The organism is Caldisphaera lagunensis DSM 15908, from assembly GCF_000317795.1.
GTDB classification, from domain to species: Archaea; Thermoproteota; Thermoprotei_A; order Sulfolobales; family Acidilobaceae; genus Caldisphaera; species Caldisphaera lagunensis.
The window spans coordinates 1,409,934-1,428,442 of record NC_019791.1; the positions used below are offsets into that span (position 1 = coordinate 1,409,934).

General features: G+C 31.6%; 19 protein-coding genes and 3 tRNA genes. 20 read left to right on the forward strand and 2 right to left on the reverse strand.

Annotation, left to right across the window (positions count from 1 at the left end; translation table 11 throughout):
- The first annotated feature begins 4 nt into the window (after nt 1-4).
- Genes nuoH through nuoN form a run of 7 tightly spaced genes read left to right on the forward strand, consistent with a single transcriptional unit; the run spans nt 5 to nt 7,607 of the window.
- Nucleotides 5-1,048 (forward strand): NADH-quinone oxidoreductase subunit NuoH, encoded by a 1,044-nt coding sequence (nuoH, locus tag CALAG_RS06995; protein ID WP_015233035.1) that lies wholly within the window; start codon nt 5-7, stop codon nt 1,046-1,048.
- A gap of 10 nt (nt 1,049-1,058) precedes the next feature.
- Nucleotides 1,059-1,709: an NADH-quinone oxidoreductase subunit NuoI gene (gene nuoI / locus CALAG_RS07000; RefSeq protein ID WP_015233036.1), complete on the forward strand. Its 651-nt coding sequence runs from the start codon at nt 1,059-1,061 to the stop codon at nt 1,707-1,709.
- Complete coding sequence (locus CALAG_RS07005; RefSeq protein ID WP_015233037.1) at nt 1,709-2,203, forward strand: NADH-quinone oxidoreductase subunit J family protein; 495 nt, start codon at nt 1,709-1,711, stop codon at nt 2,201-2,203. Before nuoI ends, CALAG_RS07005 begins: the two co-directional genes overlap by 1 nt.
- Nucleotides 2,200-2,514 carry an NADH-quinone oxidoreductase subunit K gene (locus CALAG_RS07010; protein ID WP_015233038.1) on the forward strand — a complete coding sequence of 105 codons (315 nt, stop codon included), beginning with the start codon at nt 2,200-2,202 and terminating at the stop codon, nt 2,512-2,514. Before CALAG_RS07005 ends, CALAG_RS07010 begins: the two co-directional genes overlap by 4 nt.
- Nucleotides 2,514-4,079, forward strand: a complete 1,566-nt coding sequence (locus CALAG_RS07015; protein ID WP_245529238.1) for a complex I subunit 4 family protein — start codon at nt 2,514-2,516, stop codon at nt 4,077-4,079. Before CALAG_RS07010 ends, CALAG_RS07015 begins: the two co-directional genes overlap by 1 nt.
- Before the next feature lie 6 nt (nt 4,080-4,085).
- On the forward strand, nt 4,086-6,152 hold the full coding sequence (locus tag CALAG_RS07020) for an NADH-quinone oxidoreductase subunit 5 family protein (protein ID WP_015233040.1): 2,067 nt from the start codon (nt 4,086-4,088) through the stop codon (nt 6,150-6,152).
- Nucleotides 6,153-6,158: 6 nt separating this feature from the next.
- Nucleotides 6,159-7,607: an NADH-quinone oxidoreductase subunit NuoN gene (nuoN, locus tag CALAG_RS07025; protein WP_015233041.1), complete on the forward strand. Its 1,449-nt coding sequence runs from the start codon at nt 6,159-6,161 to the stop codon at nt 7,605-7,607.
- A 19-nt stretch (nt 7,608-7,626) separates the two neighbouring features.
- Here nuoN and CALAG_RS07030 read toward each other — a convergent pair.
- Nucleotides 7,627-7,733 (reverse strand) — tRNA-Met (locus CALAG_RS07030).
- 150 nt (nt 7,734-7,883) lie between these two features.
- Between CALAG_RS07030 and ccr1 the strand changes: the two genes are divergently transcribed.
- The 13 genes from ccr1 (at nt 7,884) to CALAG_RS07865 (ending at nt 18,212) form a co-directional block, all read left to right on the forward strand.
- Nucleotides 7,884-8,054 (forward strand): aCcr1 family cell cycle regulator, encoded by a 171-nt coding sequence (ccr1, locus tag CALAG_RS07035; protein WP_015233042.1) that lies wholly within the window; start codon nt 7,884-7,886, stop codon nt 8,052-8,054.
- 78 nt (nt 8,055-8,132) lie between these two features.
- Nucleotides 8,133-9,281 (forward strand): substrate-binding domain-containing protein, encoded by a 1,149-nt coding sequence (locus tag CALAG_RS07040; RefSeq protein WP_015233043.1) that lies wholly within the window; start codon nt 8,133-8,135, stop codon nt 9,279-9,281.
- A 1-nt stretch (nt 9,282) separates the two neighbouring features.
- Nucleotides 9,283-10,092, forward strand: a complete 810-nt coding sequence (locus CALAG_RS07045) for an ABC transporter permease (RefSeq protein ID WP_425393259.1) — start codon at nt 9,283-9,285, stop codon at nt 10,090-10,092.
- Entirely contained in the window at nt 10,093-11,124 is a 1,032-nt protein-coding gene (locus tag CALAG_RS07050) for an ATP-binding cassette domain-containing protein (RefSeq protein WP_015233045.1), read from the forward strand.
- 33 nt (nt 11,125-11,157) lie between these two features.
- A tRNA-Cys gene (locus tag CALAG_RS07055) sits at nt 11,158-11,262 on the forward strand.
- An 84-nt stretch (nt 11,263-11,346) separates the two neighbouring features.
- Nucleotides 11,347-11,760: a UBP family nucleoid-associated protein gene (gene ubp / locus CALAG_RS07060; RefSeq protein ID WP_015233046.1), complete on the forward strand. Its 414-nt coding sequence runs from the start codon at nt 11,347-11,349 to the stop codon at nt 11,758-11,760.
- Nucleotides 11,761-11,776: 16 nt separating this feature from the next.
- On the forward strand, nt 11,777-13,717 hold the full coding sequence (gene rqcH, locus CALAG_RS07065; RefSeq protein ID WP_172633887.1) for a ribosome rescue protein RqcH: 1,941 nt from the start codon (nt 11,777-11,779) through the stop codon (nt 13,715-13,717).
- A gap of 75 nt (nt 13,718-13,792) precedes the next feature.
- Entirely contained in the window at nt 13,793-14,002 is a 210-nt protein-coding gene (locus CALAG_RS07070; protein WP_015233048.1) for a zinc finger domain-containing protein, read from the forward strand.
- Nucleotides 14,003-14,012: 10 nt separating this feature from the next.
- A complete protein-coding gene (locus CALAG_RS07075; protein ID WP_015233049.1) occupies nt 14,013-14,288 on the forward strand; it encodes an elongation factor 1-beta in 276 nt (91 codons plus the stop codon).
- Between the two features lie 35 nt (nt 14,289-14,323).
- Nucleotides 14,324-14,884, forward strand: coding sequence for a VTT domain-containing protein (locus tag CALAG_RS07080; RefSeq protein ID WP_172633888.1), 561 nt, complete (start codon nt 14,324-14,326; stop codon nt 14,882-14,884).
- A 116-nt stretch (nt 14,885-15,000) separates the two neighbouring features.
- Nucleotides 15,001-15,903 carry a ribonuclease Z gene (locus CALAG_RS07085; RefSeq protein WP_015233051.1) on the forward strand — a complete coding sequence of 301 codons (903 nt, stop codon included), beginning with the start codon at nt 15,001-15,003 and terminating at the stop codon, nt 15,901-15,903.
- A gap of 163 nt (nt 15,904-16,066) precedes the next feature.
- Entirely contained in the window at nt 16,067-17,899 is a 1,833-nt protein-coding gene (locus CALAG_RS07090) for an ATP-dependent DNA ligase (RefSeq protein ID WP_015233052.1), read from the forward strand.
- On the forward strand, nt 17,859-18,212 hold the full coding sequence (locus tag CALAG_RS07865) for a ribonuclease P protein component 4 (RefSeq protein ID WP_015233053.1): 354 nt from the start codon (nt 17,859-17,861) through the stop codon (nt 18,210-18,212). Before CALAG_RS07090 ends, CALAG_RS07865 begins: the two co-directional genes overlap by 41 nt.
- 181 nt (nt 18,213-18,393) lie before the next feature.
- Here CALAG_RS07865 and CALAG_RS07095 read toward each other — a convergent pair.
- A tRNA-Thr gene (locus tag CALAG_RS07095) sits at nt 18,394-18,487 on the reverse strand.
- Between the last annotated feature and the right edge of the window lie 22 nt (nt 18,488-18,509).

An 18,509-nucleotide genomic window follows, 5' to 3' on the forward strand; every position in this document is an offset into this window, starting at 1 on the left:
TTTTATGAATGTTTGGTATTATGTATATAGGGTAATAATTGATGATATAATATTTTACCCTCCAGTCTATCAGTTTTTAATAATACCTGGCTTAATAGCAGCCCTCATAGTTGCATTAATTATTATTTGGTTCGAAAGAAAGGCTGCAGCGTTTGTTCAAATGAGATATGGGCCTAGAGAGATAGCACCGAGAATTGGAGGGGCTATACAGTTAGTTGCAGATTTAACTAGGTATGCATTACAGGAAATTATAATTCCTGAAACCGTGGATGCTTTACCATACATATTATCTCCTATAATAATGATTATATTGGCTTTATTACCACTTGATGCAGTTCCAATAACTTCAATAAAGACCTATTTTCCAATACCCCCAGATTATAGTTTGTTGATTGCAGTTGCTTTGAGTACGTTGTCTCCATTGTTTGTGATTATTATGTCATGGGCTAGTAATAATAAATTTGCTATTGTTGGGGGATTGAGAGAATCATTTATAATAACAGCATATGAGCTTATAGCTGTCTTAGGTTTCTTAACCGTGGCAGCAATGACTCAATCATTTAACTTAGTTCAGATTGTCAATTTGCAAATGTCAGGCAAATGGTTTGGTTTATTAAATCCATTGGCTCTATTAGCAGTTTTTATCGCAGTACTAATGTCAACAAGTGGTTTCCCATTTGAAATACCAGATTCTGAAAGCGAATTGGTTGCAGGGCCATATACTGAGTATACTGGTTTATTGTATGGCTTAAATATGGGTGGTGCATATATTAAAAGATGGGTTTTTAGCGTATTAATTACTTTAGTCTTTTTAGGAGGATGGGCGCCTTATAGACCAACACCAGGAATTATTACAGGATACTTCATACCAAGTCTTATAATTTTCATTAAATCTTTAATAATTATGGCTGTAATGAGCTTCCTAAGAAGTGTTTATGGAAGGTATAGAGTAGATCAGGCTTTAGGAATAGCATGGGAGATTTTAATACCTTTAACATTAGCAGCCTTTGGCTTAGGTCTAGCTGAGGCCTATTTTGGTATAATATGAGGTGATTATTATGCCAGCAAAAGTTGCATTAAAGAGAAATCCGAAGAAAAATCCATTAGGTAGGGTGTTTGCAGGTAATATAGGGGCTTTAGCTGTAGGGCTAAAGTATTTCTTTGATCCAAATAGAATAACATTGCTATACCCACATGAATATATTAAATTAAGGCAAGGGTATAGAGGATTTATAGTTTTAATACAGGAAAAGTGCATAAGTTGTTCATCATGCGCAAGAATTTGTCCAGCAAGAGCTATGAAAATGCTCTCGGTAAAAGTATTTGATAAAAGGTTAAAGAAAGAAATGGTCAAGAAGTTTCCAGTAATTAATTATAATAGATGCATATTTTGTGGTTATTGTGTTGATGTATGTCCTACCGAAGCATTATATCATGTGGCATATCATGATTTAGTTTATATGAACATGCAAGACATGATATTGTCTTTAGAAGACTTCCAGAAAGAGCCAGAAAATGTTTCAGCAAAAGAAGGGGTACCAATAAGGTATATATTTGATGAAAAAAGAGGATTAGTAAAAATAAAATATGAAGAAGAGAAAAAGGAGATAGCTAAACCTCAGCAACAAGTTCCTCAACAACAAACATCCCAAACTACACAACCAAATAATCCCCAACCTAAACAAGCTGATAAAGGGGGTGCTAGCTAATGAATCCAATAGATTTATTGCCTATATTTGCTTTAGTATTAGGCGTAGGATCTATTATTTCGGCGTATTTTGTAATAAAAATAAAAGATTTAATTTATGCAAGTTCAATGCTAGCAGTGTTAGCCTCGTTAATAGCGGCATTAGTTGCTTTAATAGGATTCGGCATAGTTTCTGCCTATTTAGTTTTGGTTTACGTTGGAGCGGCAGTTATGTTTATAATAATAGCTATATCAATGGTAGGAGTTGGACGTAAGGAATCTAAGGAACCATTCTTAGGATTTGTAGCAGGTGCTGCAATAGCTATTACAATAGGCATTGTAATATTGGCTGGGAAATTTTACAATTTATATTCATATCCGGAATATGTGACTGTAACTCAAGCGGCATCGGGCCTTTTATCCCATTATTTGCCAGTTATTGCATTAATAATAATTGCTCAAGCAGCAACATTAGTTGAAGCTATAAGCATAGCTAGGAGGGGGGAGAAAAAATGATTGTTATAGATCAATTAACAGGTTTAGTTGTAATGATAACTGCTGTACTAATAATGGGGATTGGAGGTTATGGTGTTACATCATCGAGAAGTTTATTTAGACAATTGCTATCAATTGAAGTAATATTTAATGGTTTATTATTATTGATTTTATCTTTAATTTCTTTTAATGCCATAATGGCAACATATTTTGGAATTATAATTATAAGTGTTGTTTCAGCAGAAGTGATAGTTGTTGTATCAATATTAGTAGCATATATGAGAGAGTCTAAGTCTTTGAGCTCTGAAGATCTTGAGGAAGGGGGTGTTTGATGGTGTTATTATCTTTACCTGCACTATGGATTTCTTTATTGTTGCCGATAGTTCTCGGTATACTTGCTTGGCTTCTGGGTAGATATGATAGTGCTGTTAAAGCTTTAATATACTTGTCAGGATTTGTATTATTATTCCCACTTGGATTAGTATTGTATTATTATGCAACAGGAGGCTTATCAAGCAGTATAGTCGATCCTATATATGTAAACTTTGCATCGTATAAAATTGGTACATTTTATTTAGGCATAGATGGATTATCGGCTCCAATAGTAATTGGAATATCAATTGTAACTGCATTTGTATCTTTTTATGGAATAAAATACATGACAAAAAGAATAGAGGAAATGAAGGAAGAAGGTGAAAGAGTACCTAATTTAGGTACATATACCTTATTATATAATATATTTGCTGTTACAATGCTAGGCATTGCATACTCAAGCAACTTAATAGAATTTTATATATTTCTAGAGGGTACTTTAATTTCTTCATTTTTGACAATAGCGTTTTATGGATATGGAGATAGAAGAAAAATATCATTGCTCTACTTTGTATGGACCCATATAGGGGCAGTATTGCTATTAACAGGAATTTTATATTTCGGCTATATAGTAGGTTCATTTAATTATATGAACTTAGTTAATGGCTCATTAGTTCCTGTCGGATCCGAAGAGGCAGTGTTAGGGAGCGCTGCAACACTTATAGCTATATTAATGCTCATAGGTCTTTTCGTCAAGATGGCAGTATTTGGAGTTCATATGTGGTTGCCATATGCTCATGCTGAAGCTCCAACACCAATTTCGGCATTGTTATCTCCTAATTTAATAGGTCTTGCGGGATATGCTATAGCTAGATTTGTTTTCCAATTTTTCCCAACAATTATGCTATCTTGGAGACCATATTTGCTAACTTTGGCTTTCATAACAATTATATATGGAGGATTAGTTGCATTAAGGCAAAAAGACTTTAAGAGGTTTTTGGCGTATTCAAGCATAAGCCAAATGGGCTATATGTTATTAGGGTTATCAACATTAACAACATATGGAATAATAGGGGCAATGCTTGTTTATTTATCTCATGCAATTGGTAAAGCAATACTTTTCATGTCAGCTGGTGTATTTATTACAGAGCTAAACAATCTTAGAGATATAACTAAGATGGGAGGATTAGCAAAGAAATATCCATTAACAGCTGCATTAGCATTATTTGGTTTTATGAATTTAACAGGATTACCTCCTAGTGTAGGCATGTGGAGTGAAATATTAATAGTTATGGGATTAGTTCAATCTTATATGTTGAGAAGTCTTGCATCTCTTGTCGGCTTTACAGCATTATTAATAGTTGCTTTGACTATGACAGGAGCGTATTCATTTATAATGATGAGAAGAATATTCTATGGACAACCTAGAAGTAAAATAGAAATTAAAGAAAAAATTGATGTATTTAAGTTATCTATATTAGGTATTGCAATATTTGGTTTTATATTTTTCTTAGCAATAAATCCATTAATATCAAATTTAAATACCTCCATAGTATCTTTTATTATTTCTTTTTTAAGTAGGTGATGATAGATGGCAGTTATGGTATATTCAAATTGGTTTGAATGGAGTTCTATATGGCTTTCACCATTTATAGGAGCAGGTATACTTGCCTTACTTTGGTTATTTGGGGTAAGGAATGAAAAAGTCTTTAATATAATAAGTGTATTAAGCATATTTATTTCCTCTATAATATCAACAGTTGCTCTTTACGATGTTTTAATAAAACATGAAATAATTATTGCAGAAACATCAACATATTGGGTAAGCCTGTTAAAAGTTAAAGTAGGAACTTATCTAGATGGCCTCGGCGCAATAATGGCTACAATAGTATCTTGGCTAAGCTTTTTAATAGCTGTTTATAGCGTAGAATATATGAAAAATGATTGGGGAGTCCAAAGATATTTCTTTTTTATTTCATTCTTCGTTGGTAGCATGTTATTACTAGTGACAGCAAGCAATTTAATATTAATGTTTATTGGTTGGGAAGGAACAGGACTAGCAAGCTATGCATTGATAGGTCATTGGTATACAGATGAAGAAGAGTATTGGGTTGGAGTTCCTAAGAGAAAGGCATTAGGACTTCCAATGTATTTTGAGCCAAGCACAAGCGGAATTAGAGCAATATTGTTTACTAGGGTAGGAGATATAGGTTTCATTGTAGGATTTACATCTTTGTTTTTCATAGCAAACAGCTTTAGTATACCAACAATCGAATCAACAGCTGGAACTTGGATGGGACTACTAGCATCTAAAGGTATGTTAACAGCATTTTTATTAATATTTACCTTAGGGGCATTGGCTAAAAGCGCACAATTCCCGTTCCATGAATGGTTAGTAACTGCTATGACAGGTCCTACACCAGTTTCTGCGTTAATACATGCAGCAACGATGGTTAAGGCTGGAGTTTACTTTATATTACGTTTTGCTCCTATATTCTTCGTTGGGGCAATTGCTGCTAGCACATTAGGAGTGGGTTCATTAGCAGTTACACAAACTCAACAATATTTCTATATTGTAGCTGGAATAGCTGTGGCAACAGTATTTATAATGGCAACAATGGCTATTGTTAGCAATGAATTCAAGTTAATTTTGGCATATTCAACTGCTGAGTATCTAGGTTATATGATATTAGCTGTAGCATCAGGAGGACTGTTTGTAGTAACACATAACTTTTCTGCAATGGCTGATGCAGAATTAGCAGGTATTGCAATGTTGCTAGCGCATGCAATATTTAAGGCATCATTATTCTTAATAGCAGGTTATGCTTTACATGCAACAGAAAGTAGATTTATAGATGACATGGGTAACTTTTCTAAATATATGAAGGCAACGACAATTTCTATATGGTTAGCAGGCCTGAGCTTAGCTGCAATTCCACCATTTAGCGGATTCTTTGCTAAAGAATTAGTTTTAGAAAACGTAGCAAAAACTGGATATCTAGGCATTTATTTATTTGCTGTGTTTGCTGTATTCTTTACTGCTGCCTATATCTCAAGGTTAATAATAAGGGTATTCCATGCACCATCTTATAATCAATCAAAAGAAAAAGAACATCATTTGCATGAGGCACCTGTATTAATGTTAGCACCATATCTGATTTTATCGTTGGCAGCATTAATTTTAGGTATATTATGGTTCTGGACAGGGAAAGGCTTAGAAATAGGTATACTTGAGACGTTAGGAATTCAAGCGACTCCAGTTTACAATATTGTAATAGACGCTTCAACAATTATAATAACAGTTTTAATTGTAATAGACTTTGCTATAATATCTTATTTGTATTTGAGGAGATACAACTTTATGGCATTACTAGAAAGGAATTCAGTTCTTAGATCATTACATACATTCCTTTATGATAGATGGTTTATTAATTCTGCTATCTATTATCTATTCTTATATTCATTTATGGGACTTTCATGGTTAATGGGAATAATAAATACTGCTATAGACCAATTTTATCATTACGTTATACCAAAGGCTGGAGAGCTTTTCTCTAAGAGCTTAAGAGCATTTTTCAGGGGAAGGACGGATTATTTGATTGCCCTTTACATAATAATGATTAGTATTGTTATATTAGTTGTTTACTTTGGTTGGTGATTAATGATGTGGGAAATAGGGATTATTGAATTTTTCTTATATGTAACATTAGCAGCTAGTTTACTCGCACCCATATTTGGGATAAAGAATGATAAAAGTGTCTGGCCAGCATCTATAGGAGCTATTGGGATAGGTACCTTTTTCGTTGTATCTATATTAACTTTTTATGCATCATTAACTAACTATTTAACATTTTATAATGGTTTAGTTATTCAAGATTCATTTACAGCATTAATATTATTGGGTGCGTCTATTGCATCTATAATATACATTATCGCTATAGGAAATGATGGACTAAAGTGGTCAAGCAGACCTGCTTTATATAGCTTGATACCTCTAGTATTGTTTGGTTTATTCTTTTTATCGGGAGCAACGGATGCATTAATGATAATAGCATCATGGCTCTTAGTATCTGTTGCTAGTTACGTTTTTGTTTCATTGCCTGATGGAAAAGAAAGTAAGGAAGCTTCAATAAGATATATCATGGTTGGAATGATCGGGACATTAATATTAGTATTTTGGGCAGCAGTTTTTGCAATTTCACCAAGGGCAGACACAAACGTTTTTTTGTTAACCTCATTAGCACCAACAACTAAAGTAGGCTTAAGTTTAGCTGGGTTATCAATTCTTCTAATAATAGCCGCTTTAGGCTTTAAGGTAGGTTTGTTCCCATTCCATTGGTGGCTACCAAGTGTATATGGAAGAGGAGATGGAAGAGGTATATCATTTGTTGCTGGTGTAATAAAATTAGGTTTTATTGCTATTATAACAAGAGCAATAGTACTTATGGCTTCATCTATTAATGGAAGTTCCAGTATAGCAAGTTATGCTGCATTATTGATTGCATTCTTAGCAGTTGCCAGTATGATATATGGCAATATTGCAGCATTAACATCAAGAAACTTCCAGGTAATATTAGCCTATAGTAGTATGGCACAAGTAGGATATATTTTTGCAGCAATAGCAGCTGCCGCATATTTTGCTGGAAATTCAGATATGAATTTATTAAAGCTTGCCTTATTTGCTGTTGCATTACAATCAATTGCTTATGGAATTGCTAAAACCCCGTTATTCGCATTTGTTGGAAAAACAAAAAGAGAACTAAGTGATCTCCATGGATTGCTTTCAGCAAATCCAGCTGCAGCAATTTCTGCTTCAATCCTATTATTTAGTTTATTAGGTATACCTCCATTGTTAGGTTTTTGGGGAAAACTCTATCTATTTTTATCAGCATCAGGATATAGCGTATGGCTTGTATTAATTGCATTAATTAATAGTGGAATAAGCGCAGTATATTATATTATAGCATCAAGAGAATTATTATCTAAAGGAGAAAACCATATAACTGTAGGAAAGGGTTATACAGCTGCATTAATAATATCGGCATTAGCATTGCTTATAATAGGTCTATATGCTCCATTCTTACTTAAATCTATTATTAATATCTATTATTAATTTTTTTAATTTTAAGGAATGCCGCCGCCGGGATTTGAACCCGGGACCTCCGGATTGCTCAGGCATTTTCGATTTCGGTTAAACGCCGTATGAGTCCGGCGCTCTAACCCGCTGAGCTACGGCGGCCCATAATTTATTGAGATTGATGCTTGAAATTTAACCTTTTCTTTAGAATACTTTCGTGATAAATTTATTATTTTCAGGCATTGGTATACTTATGAAAGTTCTCGTGTTACAAAAAAGTTTCATAGGTATTACCCATATCTGGGTGATAACATGTATGAGCAGAATAAAAGATACGATGAATTAAGAATAATTAGTTTTAGAATAGATACTGAAACACTTTACGAGTTAGATAAAATAACATTGAAAACAAAGAGTAATAGAAGTGAAATAATAAGAAAGGCAATCGAAGAGTATTTAAAGAATGAAATAGTTAAAAGATAAATTTTTTTTATATTTGTAAACGATATAACAATATTTATTAATAAAATAATATTATTGTTTAATATAGGATGGTCAAATATGAAAAATATATGGATTTATCTAATAATAGGTTTAATTATAGGTCTAGTAATAGGTATATCAGTAGGTTATGCATCATTTCCAAGAAAAGTTGTACAATATATTACAACTACAACAACTACAACAAAGACTACAACTTCTACATCGGTATTTGCAGTTGGTGCAGCAGGTACATTAAAATTTGCATTCGGTAGCTTGTTAAATTTGACAAGTAAGTATTATCCTCAGTTAAGTGTTGGTACGCCTATGTTTAAAGGTAGTGGAGAAGTTGCTTCTACAGAGAACACAACGAAGGAATTTAGTATAGTCGCATCAGCTGATACAACAACAATACCTAAAGATCTGTTTCCAAATGTAGCAGATTATGAAATTGCTTTTGGCGTTACGCAGATGGTTATTATAGTAGATTTGCAAACTAGTGCTGGAAAACAAGTCTATCAATTATGGCAACAAGCCCAAACTTTGCCGCCAAATTCTAGTCAATATAACCAAACATGGAAAGAAATATTTTCAATAATTGCTGAAAATCCATCAACTGTAGTCGGAGTATCAAATCCATTTACAGATCCTAGCGGATATCAAGCTCAATGTGTTTTAAAGCTAGCAGGTTTAACGTATTTTGGAAATTCATCTTATTTGTATGATTCAGTATATAATAATGTAAACAAATATCAAATGAGAAATACTGAAATAGACTTACTTACTTTGATGACAACAAACAATTCAGTACAATTTATATTATCAGGATATTTATCAAACGCGCTTCCTCAAACTCAAGCATATCAAAAAGAAGGTTATAATATAACTTACATAACATTACCGCCCATGATTAATTTAGGTAATTTATCGTATGTAAATTATTATCACCAAGTAAATGTTACATGGAGTGAATTAGGAAAAACTGAAACATTTACTTGTAATCCAGTTGTTTATACAATAACGATACCTAAATATGCGCCGAACCCACAGGCTGCAGTTAACTTTATATTACTTATATATAGTCCATTAGGCCAACAAATTCTAAAGAGCTATGGCATTAATCCAATTTATCCTGGAGTAGTTTATGGAAATTATAGCGATATTCCTGCTGTAATTAAGCCTTATGTAGTCCCAGTAAATCAAACAAACTTAGAAACTATATTTCCATAGAGTGATATATTTGAAAAAAGAAATAAATTTTTTTATAATTTTAACAATAATTTTTTCTTTGTTTTTCTTATTGTTTTTTGCATATCCATTAGTGGTATTAATAATTGTAGGTAGCAAAGGTATAATTTCTTCTCTTGAAAACGAATCATTCCTAACAGCAATTTATATAACATTTATAATATCTACAAGTGCAGCTATATCAGCTGTAATATTTGGTCTTCCATTAGGTTATATAATAGCGAGATATAATTTTAGGTTTAAAGAAGTAATAGAGACATTAATTGATATTCCAATAGTTATACCGCACATAATTGTTGGAGTTATGATAGTATTAGCATTTTCATCTCAATACGGTTTAGGCCCAATTTTTCATAAGTATGGCATAAATGTTATTGATACAATATTGGGAGCAGCATTGGCTGTTTCCTATTTATCTTCAACGTATACAATTAGAGTTGTTGAATCATCTATAAAAGCAATAGATCCTGAATTAGAATTAATATCAAGGAGTTTAGGGGCATCTCAAATGAGAACCTTCTTTTCAGTTATATTACCTAATATTTGGAGATCTGTAATTAATGGTGCACTTTTAACGTGGGCTAGGGCAACGTCTGAAGCTGGAGCATTGTTTATTGTTGCTTATTATGTAATCTTTGGAAAAACAACAGTCTACCCATCTCCAGTTTTTATATATGAAAGCTACGTTGGATTAGGTTTAATAGAGGCAGTTAAGTTTTCTGCAGCATTGGTTGTAATAATAGTTAGCGCATTTATTCTCTTTAGGGTTATCATAAATTTGAGGAGGCATTAGTTGAAGGCCTTATCAATTAGAAATTTGGTAACAAAGGTTAATACCTTTACATTGGGCCCAATAAACTTAGATGTTGATGCTAATGAATACTATATCATATCAGGACCAAATGGAAGCGGTAAAACTACATTGTTAAAAACGATTTTAGGTTTTTATAGACCTTTAAGCGGTAAAATAATGCTTTATGATAAGGATATAACATACATGCCTATTGAGAAGAGAAGAATAGGATATGTTACTCAAAATTATTCCTTATTTAATAACATGGATGTTAAGGCTAATATAGAATATGGTCTTAAAATGTTAAAATTAAACAAACAAGAAAGAGAAAGAAAAGTTAAGGAAATCGCTTCAACGCTTAAAATAGAAAATTTATTGAATAAGAAGCCTAAGGAATTAAGCATGGGGCAACAACAGCTTGTTTCTATAGCGAGGGCATTAGTAATTGAACCAAAGGTTTTATTATTAGATGAACCATTATCAAACTTAGATCCCAATGTAAAAAGAAACTTAAGAGAAATACTGAGAATAATTGTTAGATCAAAAACTACTACTATAATTCATATAAGTCATTTTATTGAAGATGCTTTTGAATTGTCTACAAAAATGGGTTTTATGTATAAAGGTAAAATAATTGAAGAAGGGGATCCTATTGAAATGATTAATAATCCGAAAACAAAGGAATTTTCTGAATATTTAGGGTATTCTAATATTATATTATTAAATAATGTAGATTCAGAAATAAAAAATATATTAAATGAAATAGATTTTAGAAATGATTTTATAAAAGATAACTATTTGGTTTTTAGACCTGAAGATGCAATAATTTGCAAAAATAAATGTTGTAAAAATAGTTTGGAAGGAGAAATAGAAGAAATAAATATTACTGAAAGAGGTTTTAATTATAAAGTGAAAACGAAATCTCATGATTTTGTTATATTCTCAAAGGATATATTTAAGGAAAATGATATTGTTAATATTTGTATTGACGCAAAGAGATTAAAAATAGTCAAATCGGTAGAGGAAATTTAAAAATCTTTTACTATTTCTATAATAATTGCAAGGGCCGGGGTGGCCGAGCGGTCTAAGGCGGCGGGCTGCAGTAATAATGCGGCTATGCCCATCGTTATGGAGACCCGTTTTTCCCGGGTTCGAATCCCGGCCCCGGCTTGGATTTCATATTATGGTTTTATTAAAGTGGAAATTTAATTATATAAAGGGGCTATGAAATGCCTTGCGACGAGGTGACCTTAGTTGGGGAGTGAACTGGAAAAGCCGAATGAGCCCCCATCATGCAAGATAAAGGTATATGATGGTTACATAGACATAATTAATATATTAAATGAAATAAAAGAAAAAATATATTTATATAATACAGAGATATCTAAAAAAAGCTATTATTTAAAGCCTGTGCATAAGGTATATAAAACAAAAGCGGATAAGAAAAAAATTATTTATGAATATTATGGTAGATATTGGTGGAAAAGAATAAATAAAAAATTTATATATTCTGGTATAGCAAAGCCAAAGTTTTTGCCAAATCCTCCTGAAAACCCTCTTGAAGGATTATCTATAGTAAGAGAGGGAAATGATGTTATATTAGACTGTTCACTTTATGAAAAATTTAAATGGATATTTAAGGATAGGAAGGTCGAAAGAACTTGGTAATTATGGGGTTATAAATATGGCAAGAAAATCTATGTCTTCGTTTGATATATATTCATGGATTAACACAACAGGTAAGCAAATAATAAACCAAAGAGTAGATAATGCCTATTATGAAGGCCAATATTTATTGTTAAAAATTAAGACTAAAATAAGCGATATACTTCTTATTGAGCCTTCATTAAGAATTCATTTTAGTAATAGAATTAAACCATCAAGTGAGTTTGTTGATAAACAATTTGCATTGTTATTAAGGAAATACATAAGGGATCAAAAGATAACTTCAGTAGAACAAATAGGATTTGATAGATTGATAAAAATTACATTTTTTAATATAAAAACATTTGTGGAAATTTTACCAAAAGGTGTTGTGGCATTAGTAGATGAAAATGATCAGATAATAGGTGCAACTAAATATTTAAAATTTAAAGACAGAGAAATAAAGCCTAAAATAAAGTACAAATTTCCAAAAATAATTGAAAAAAAGCCATGGGAATTAGATTATAAAGAAATGATAGATTCGATATCAAAGTATAATGATGTTACTAGAGGATTAGTTATGGGAATGAACTTACCAGGAGAAGTAGCTGAAGAAGTTTTGTATTTATCTGGTATACAAAGAAATGCTAATCCCTCTATTATTAATAAAGAAATTTTCGATAATATGATTGATAATTTACAGAAATTGATAAAAATGAGCTTGGAAGGAAAGGGATATATTTATTTTGTTAATGAAAAACCAATACAATCGACTCCATTTATATCAAAAAGCATATTAGAGACTGGGGGTAAGATGAGTGAATATGAATTTTTCGATATGGCCTTAGATGATTATTTTAACATGATAGTACCTCATGCAATTGGAAGTAAATTGGAAGAGGAAAAGTCTAAAATATTGCACAGTATAGAAGAAAATAAATCATTATCTTCTAAATATATAGAAGAGGCAGAGAAGTTAGAAAAGCAGGCTCAGATTATTGCTCAAAATTATTTTGAAATAGAAAAAATTGTAGAAAAAATTAAAAATAAACAAGCTGATGAAAATATAGTAAATATTAATAATAAAGAAAAGTATGCTATAATAAAGTTTGGTGAAGAATTAATAAAAGTATATTTTGATGAAGGACTAGATAAAGCTATAGTCAAGCTTTATAGAGAAGCAGGAGAATTAAGATCAAAGTCTAAGAAAGCAATAAGCTCTATAGATGATATGATGAAGAAGCTTAATGAAATAGAAGAAAAAATTGAATTGGAAAAAGTAAAGAATATAATTAGGAGCAGAAAAAGGGAGTGGTATGAAAAATATCATTGGATCTTAACAAGAAATAATTTTTTAGCAATTGGAGGTAGAGATGCGGATCAAAATGAAAGCGTTGTTAAAAAATATTTAAGTGAAAAAGATATTTATATTCATGCAGATATACATGGATCACCATCTGTAGTTCTATTTGCTAATAATAAAGATGTGGGTGAAGAAGATATTAATGATGCAGCAATAATTGCGATTGCATATAGTAAAGCATGGAAAGCTGGTATGGGAAGCGTTGGGGCATATTGGGTTTTAGGAAATCAAGTTTCCAAATCTCCTCCATCAGGTGAATACTTGGCTAAAGGATCATTTATGATATACGGGAAAAAGAACTTTTTAAAACCAATTAATATGGAACTATATTTAGGAATTTCTACCAATAAGGAAGGATTACCAATTGTAATTATAGGAAATGAGTATATTGTAAAGGAAAGGTCATTAGTATACTCTAGAATTTTACCTGGAGAAAAGAAACAACATGAAATAGCAATGGAATTAAAAGAAGGTTTTGCAAAAATGTTTAATGGAAAGGAAAGGATTTACTTTAATGCATTAGATGAAAATGAAATTTCACAAAGGATACCTGGAAATTCTAAAATATCATTTATAAAGAAGGGTCTCATGGAGTTTCCAAATAATATTCTAAAATAATTTTTAAAATTAAATAAATATGAATAACAAGATTTTAAAACTCTGTATTTATAATAATATGAGGTGCAAATAGAGATGTCAGTTACAGCGATTAAGAAACTTGATATGCTAGATACCGTTCAACCTCCAATATGTACAAGTTGTGGTAAGATAATACATCCCAGAGAGAAAGCAGTAGCATTCTATTGTCCAAATTGTGGAAAGGCTTTGATATGGAGATGTAGTAAATGCAGAAAGCAAGGAATGCAATATAAATGTCCAAATTGTGGATTTATTGGTCCTTAGGTGAATAAATATGGCAAGAGTTGCTGTTTTGTTAAAAGTGATGCCAAATTCTTTGGATATTAAGTTAAATGATTTAAAGAATGAGATAATGAAATCCTTACCCGAAGGATATAAGATAATAGATAGTAAAGAGGAACCTGTAGCATTTGGTCTGAAGGCATTAATTCTATTAGTATCAATGCCTGAAAATACTGAAGGTGGAACTGAAGAAATTGAATCATTAATTAGAAATGTTGATGGGGTAGAAGACGTAGAGGTTGAAACCGTTAGTAGATTGAGCGAGTAGTTGATATAATGGTAAATAATATTCTATATTACTTTTTGCTAGTATTTTGGATATCTTTTATATCAAATGTAATTCCATTTGGAGGTCCTCCATATACTATTGTTACTGCTACAATATTAATTCAACTTAACTATATCTATTTTTGGGAATTAATAATTATAGCATCTCTTGGGGCAATATTGTCTAAAATAATTATATATTATTCGGCAAATATTTTTAGGAAACCTCTTTCAAAAAACAAAAACATTAATTTGATATCAAAAATATCAAATAAGTATTTATTTTATATCATACTGTTTATTTTAGCTATAATACCTGTTTTACCATTTGACGATTATTTATATTTAGCTGCTGGAGCAGCTAGGGCATCATTATATAAGATGATATTAGTTACGGCGATTGCAAAGTTTTCTAAGACAATAATAGAAATACTTATAGAATTAAAGGTGATTAGCTTGGCATCATATATTTTCTCTATATCCAAGCCAGATGTAGCAATATTGTTAACGGCCCTGTTTATTATAGTTGGAATAATAGGATTTAAGATAGATTGGGAAAAAGAATATAACAAAATAAAAGATGCTATTATTAAATAACATATTAGCTAAGATTTTTAAAATCATTATATTTATATAATTTGAGATAGCAAAGAGAAATGTGATAAAATGTACAACAAATCAATACCTAACAAGGTATGGAAGAGGTCATAAAAATGACAAGATGGATAGAATTAACAACACTTGGAACAGGAGGAGCATATCCAGGGGAAAATAGGTTTACAGCTTCATATGTTATAAGGGATTGGTTAGGTAATGTTGTGCTTTTAGATGTCGGAGAAGGGACACAGTATAGACTTAGGCAGGCTGATATACCATTAACTAGAATATCAACTATTTTAATTACACATGGTCATGGTGATCATATAAATGGATTACCTGGTCTTTTACAATCAATGTATTTGAATACAAGGAATATACCATTAAACATAATTGCTTCTAGTGATGTAATAAAGTTTATTAAAGATACCCTTGAAGTGGAGGGGGCTCATTTAGGATTTAGCATAAATTTATATGAAATAAACCAAGAAGGAAAAATAGAGATTTTTAATCAAAAGGGTGATAAAATAAATGTTTATTGGCACCCTTCATGCCATTCAAGAGAAGCATATTGCTATACATTAGAATGGAATTTGAGGCCAAGGATAAATGTTGAAGAAATGAAAAGACAAGGTATAATTCCAGGTCCTGATGTTGAAAAGTACATAGAATCAAATGATGATAAGATGCTTATTAGATTAAATCCTTTCAGAATAAGTTATACAGGAGATACGAAACCTTGCGATTCCATTATAAAATGCATAAAAGACTCAGATGTTATAATACATGAATCTACATTTTCTGATGATAATGAAAAAGAAGCAGATCAATTCTTTCATAGTACAGGTAGAAGGGCAGCATTAGACGCTAAAAATTCTAGAGCATCTCTCCTAATACTAAGTCATATTAGTTCAAGATATGAAGGATATGAAGCATTAGAGATTGAAAAACAGGCTAAAGAAGAATTTAAAAATACTATATTAACTTGGGATTTAGCAAGATTTAGGTTTATAATTTAAAATTAAATGATAGCTTCTTGCTGAGAAGTTATGATAATAGAGCTGATTTATCTTAATAAAAACTCCTTTAATCCAAGAAGGGAATTTTTCTTTGATTCTTATTAAAAGTATTGCTGCTTATAGGTATAGGATTACATAAATATACTAGGAAGAGGGGATATATATGAGCAAGAATCAAAATGATCTTCCTTTTAGAGAAGTTGCAGAAACTTTTGATAGTATGGAGAAAATAACTTCCAGGATATCATTAACCCAACTACTAGTAAAACTAATAAAAGATACCCCTCCTGAAGTCATAGGCAAGGTAGTGTATCTAATCCAAGGTAGACTAGGACCTGATTGGAAGGATATACCTGAGTTAGGAGTCGGTGAAAAATTAATTATTCAAGCATTATCAATTGCATTTGGGAAAACAGAACAAGAAGTTAACAAGATTTATAATTCTGTTGGTGATTTGGGAAAAGTAGCTGAAAGCTTTTCTCAAAGCAAACAGAAAAAATCTAGTTTAATGGCATTTATTGGAAGTGAAAGTAGTTACTTAACTGTTGGAAGAGTTTTTGATAGCTTTTTGAAAATAGCATATTCTCAAGGAGAGGGAAGTAGGGATTTAAAACTAAGACTTATAGCAGGTTTGTTAAAAGATGCTCAGCCAATTGAAGCTAGATATATAGTTAGATTTTTGGAAGGAAGGCTTAGGCTTGGGATAGGAGACGCAACAATATTAGATGCGCTTTCAATATCTTATGGAGGCAGCACATCTTATAGAGAAATAGTTGAAAGAGCTTATAATTTGAGAGCAGATTTAGGGGAAATTGCATATATAATAGCTACTCAAGGTATTGAATCAATAAAAGAATTAAAGCCAGAGATTGGAACTCCAATAAGACCAATGCTTGCAGAAAGGCTTAGCGATCCTGAGGAAATACTACAAAAAGTTCAGGGTAAGGGTTTTGTTGAATATAAGTATGATGGGGAAAGAGGGCAATTTCATAAAGATGGAGATAATGTAAGGATATTCTCAAGGAGGCTTGAAGATATTACAGATATGTATCCAGATGTTGTAGAGGCAATTAAAAATAGTGTAAAATCTAATAAGGTTATATTTGAGGGAGAAATAGTTGCATACGATACAGATACTGGGGAGTTAAGGCCTTTCCAGGAATTAATGCATAGAAGAAGAAAGTATGATATACAAAAAATGGTTGAAGAAATACCAGTTAAGGCATTTTTATTTGATGTATTGCTTAATGAAGATGAGGATTTAACAAGAAAAACACTGCCTTATAGGAGGAAAATTTTAGAAAATATAGTTAATGAGACTGATAAAATTAATATAGCAAAGTATATTGAAACAGATGATCCTAAGACATTATGGAATTTCTTCTTAACAGCTATATCTGAAGGAGCTGAAGGGGTTATGGTAAAAGCAATTCATGATGAAAGTATATATAGAGCAGGTGTAAGAGGCTGGTTATGGATTAAGCTTAAAAGAGATTATAAGAGCGAAATGACAGATACAGTTGATTTGGTTGCCGTAGGAGGCTTTTATGGTAGGGGAAGGAGAGGGGGTAAAATAGGTACACTATTGTTTGCTGCATATGATCCTGAAAATGATGTTTTTAGAACTGTATGTAAAGTAGGAAGTGGGTATACCGATGATGATTTAAATAAGATGTATGACCTGTTCAAACCTTACATAATAGATCATAAGCATCCAAGAGTTGAGTCAAGCATTGAACCAGACTTATGGTTTGAGCCGGTAAGGGTTGCAGAAATTATTGGAGCTGAACTTACATTATCTCCTTTACATACTTGTTGCTATAATAAATTAAAAGAAGGAGCAGGCCTTTCTATAAGATTCCCAAGGTTTATAAGGTGGAGAGAAGACAAAGGTCCTGAAGATGCAACTACGGAAGAAGAATTAATAGAAATGTATAATGGGCAGTTGAAGAAAATTGAAGAGAAACAAACTAAAGAAGAGGTCCAAGGAAGCTAAATTAGAGGATTTGGTTATTGAGAGAATAGAAATTTTATCTAATATATCGAGAATTGAGACTATTCATGGAAATTACGATTATTCAAGGAAATTAAATGAGTTAATATTTAGACTATCTTTAAAAAATAAAGTGAAGATCCCAGTTAATATAAAGAGAAGCATTTGTAAAAATTGTCATGTAACGCTAATACCCGGTGTTACCTCTACTATAAGGGTAAAATCTCAAGGTAAATTTCATTATTTAACAATTAAATGTAAAGAATGTGGTTACATAAAGAGGATTCCTTTTCATAAAGACAATAAAAGGTATTAATTTTTCTTAATAATTTAACCTTATTCCAAAATTAACATCATTTTTAAATTTATTATATTATGAGTTGTTAGCTTGTATTACTTAACTCTTTGTAAACAACCCTTCTATGTATCATAAATGGTTTTGTTAATTGCTGTTCATGGAATATTGGATTATTCATAGTTTAAGAAATAAACAATGAAGCCGCCGGCGGGACTTGAACCCGCGACCACTGGCTTACAAGGCCAGCGCTATCGGTTCCCACGCAGGGATCTACCGGTCTGAGCTACGGCGGCACCACGATTTCTTATATAATAG

Coding starts and splice junctions, on each gene's coding strand:
- CALAG_RS07090 (WP_015233052.1), top strand. CDS start 16,067: ATGAGCAAGAATCAAAATGATCTTCCTTTTAGAGAAGTTGCAGAAACT.
- nuoI (WP_015233036.1), top strand. CDS start 1,059: ATGCCAGCAAAAGTTGCATTAAAGAGAAATCCGAAGAAAAATCCATTA.
- CALAG_RS07040 (WP_015233043.1), top strand. CDS start 8,133: ATGAAAAATATATGGATTTATCTAATAATAGGTTTAATTATAGGTCTA.
- CALAG_RS07020 (WP_015233040.1), top strand. CDS start 4,086: ATGGCAGTTATGGTATATTCAAATTGGTTTGAATGGAGTTCTATATGG.
- ccr1 (WP_015233042.1), top strand. CDS start 7,884: ATGTATGAGCAGAATAAAAGATACGATGAATTAAGAATAATTAGTTTT.
- CALAG_RS07015 (WP_245529238.1), top strand. CDS start 2,514: ATGGTGTTATTATCTTTACCTGCACTATGGATTTCTTTATTGTTGCCG.
- CALAG_RS07010 (WP_015233038.1), top strand. CDS start 2,200: ATGATTGTTATAGATCAATTAACAGGTTTAGTTGTAATGATAACTGCT.
- nuoN (WP_015233041.1), top strand. CDS start 6,159: ATGTGGGAAATAGGGATTATTGAATTTTTCTTATATGTAACATTAGCA.
- CALAG_RS07085 (WP_015233051.1), top strand. CDS start 15,001: ATGACAAGATGGATAGAATTAACAACACTTGGAACAGGAGGAGCATAT.
- rqcH (WP_172633887.1), top strand. CDS start 11,777: ATGGCAAGAAAATCTATGTCTTCGTTTGATATATATTCATGGATTAAC.
- CALAG_RS07075 (WP_015233049.1), top strand. CDS start 14,013: ATGGCAAGAGTTGCTGTTTTGTTAAAAGTGATGCCAAATTCTTTGGAT.
- CALAG_RS07005 (WP_015233037.1), top strand. CDS start 1,709: ATGAATCCAATAGATTTATTGCCTATATTTGCTTTAGTATTAGGCGTA.
- CALAG_RS07070 (WP_015233048.1), top strand. CDS start 13,793: ATGTCAGTTACAGCGATTAAGAAACTTGATATGCTAGATACCGTTCAA.
- nuoH (WP_015233035.1), top strand. CDS start 5: ATGAATGTTTGGTATTATGTATATAGGGTAATAATTGATGATATAATA.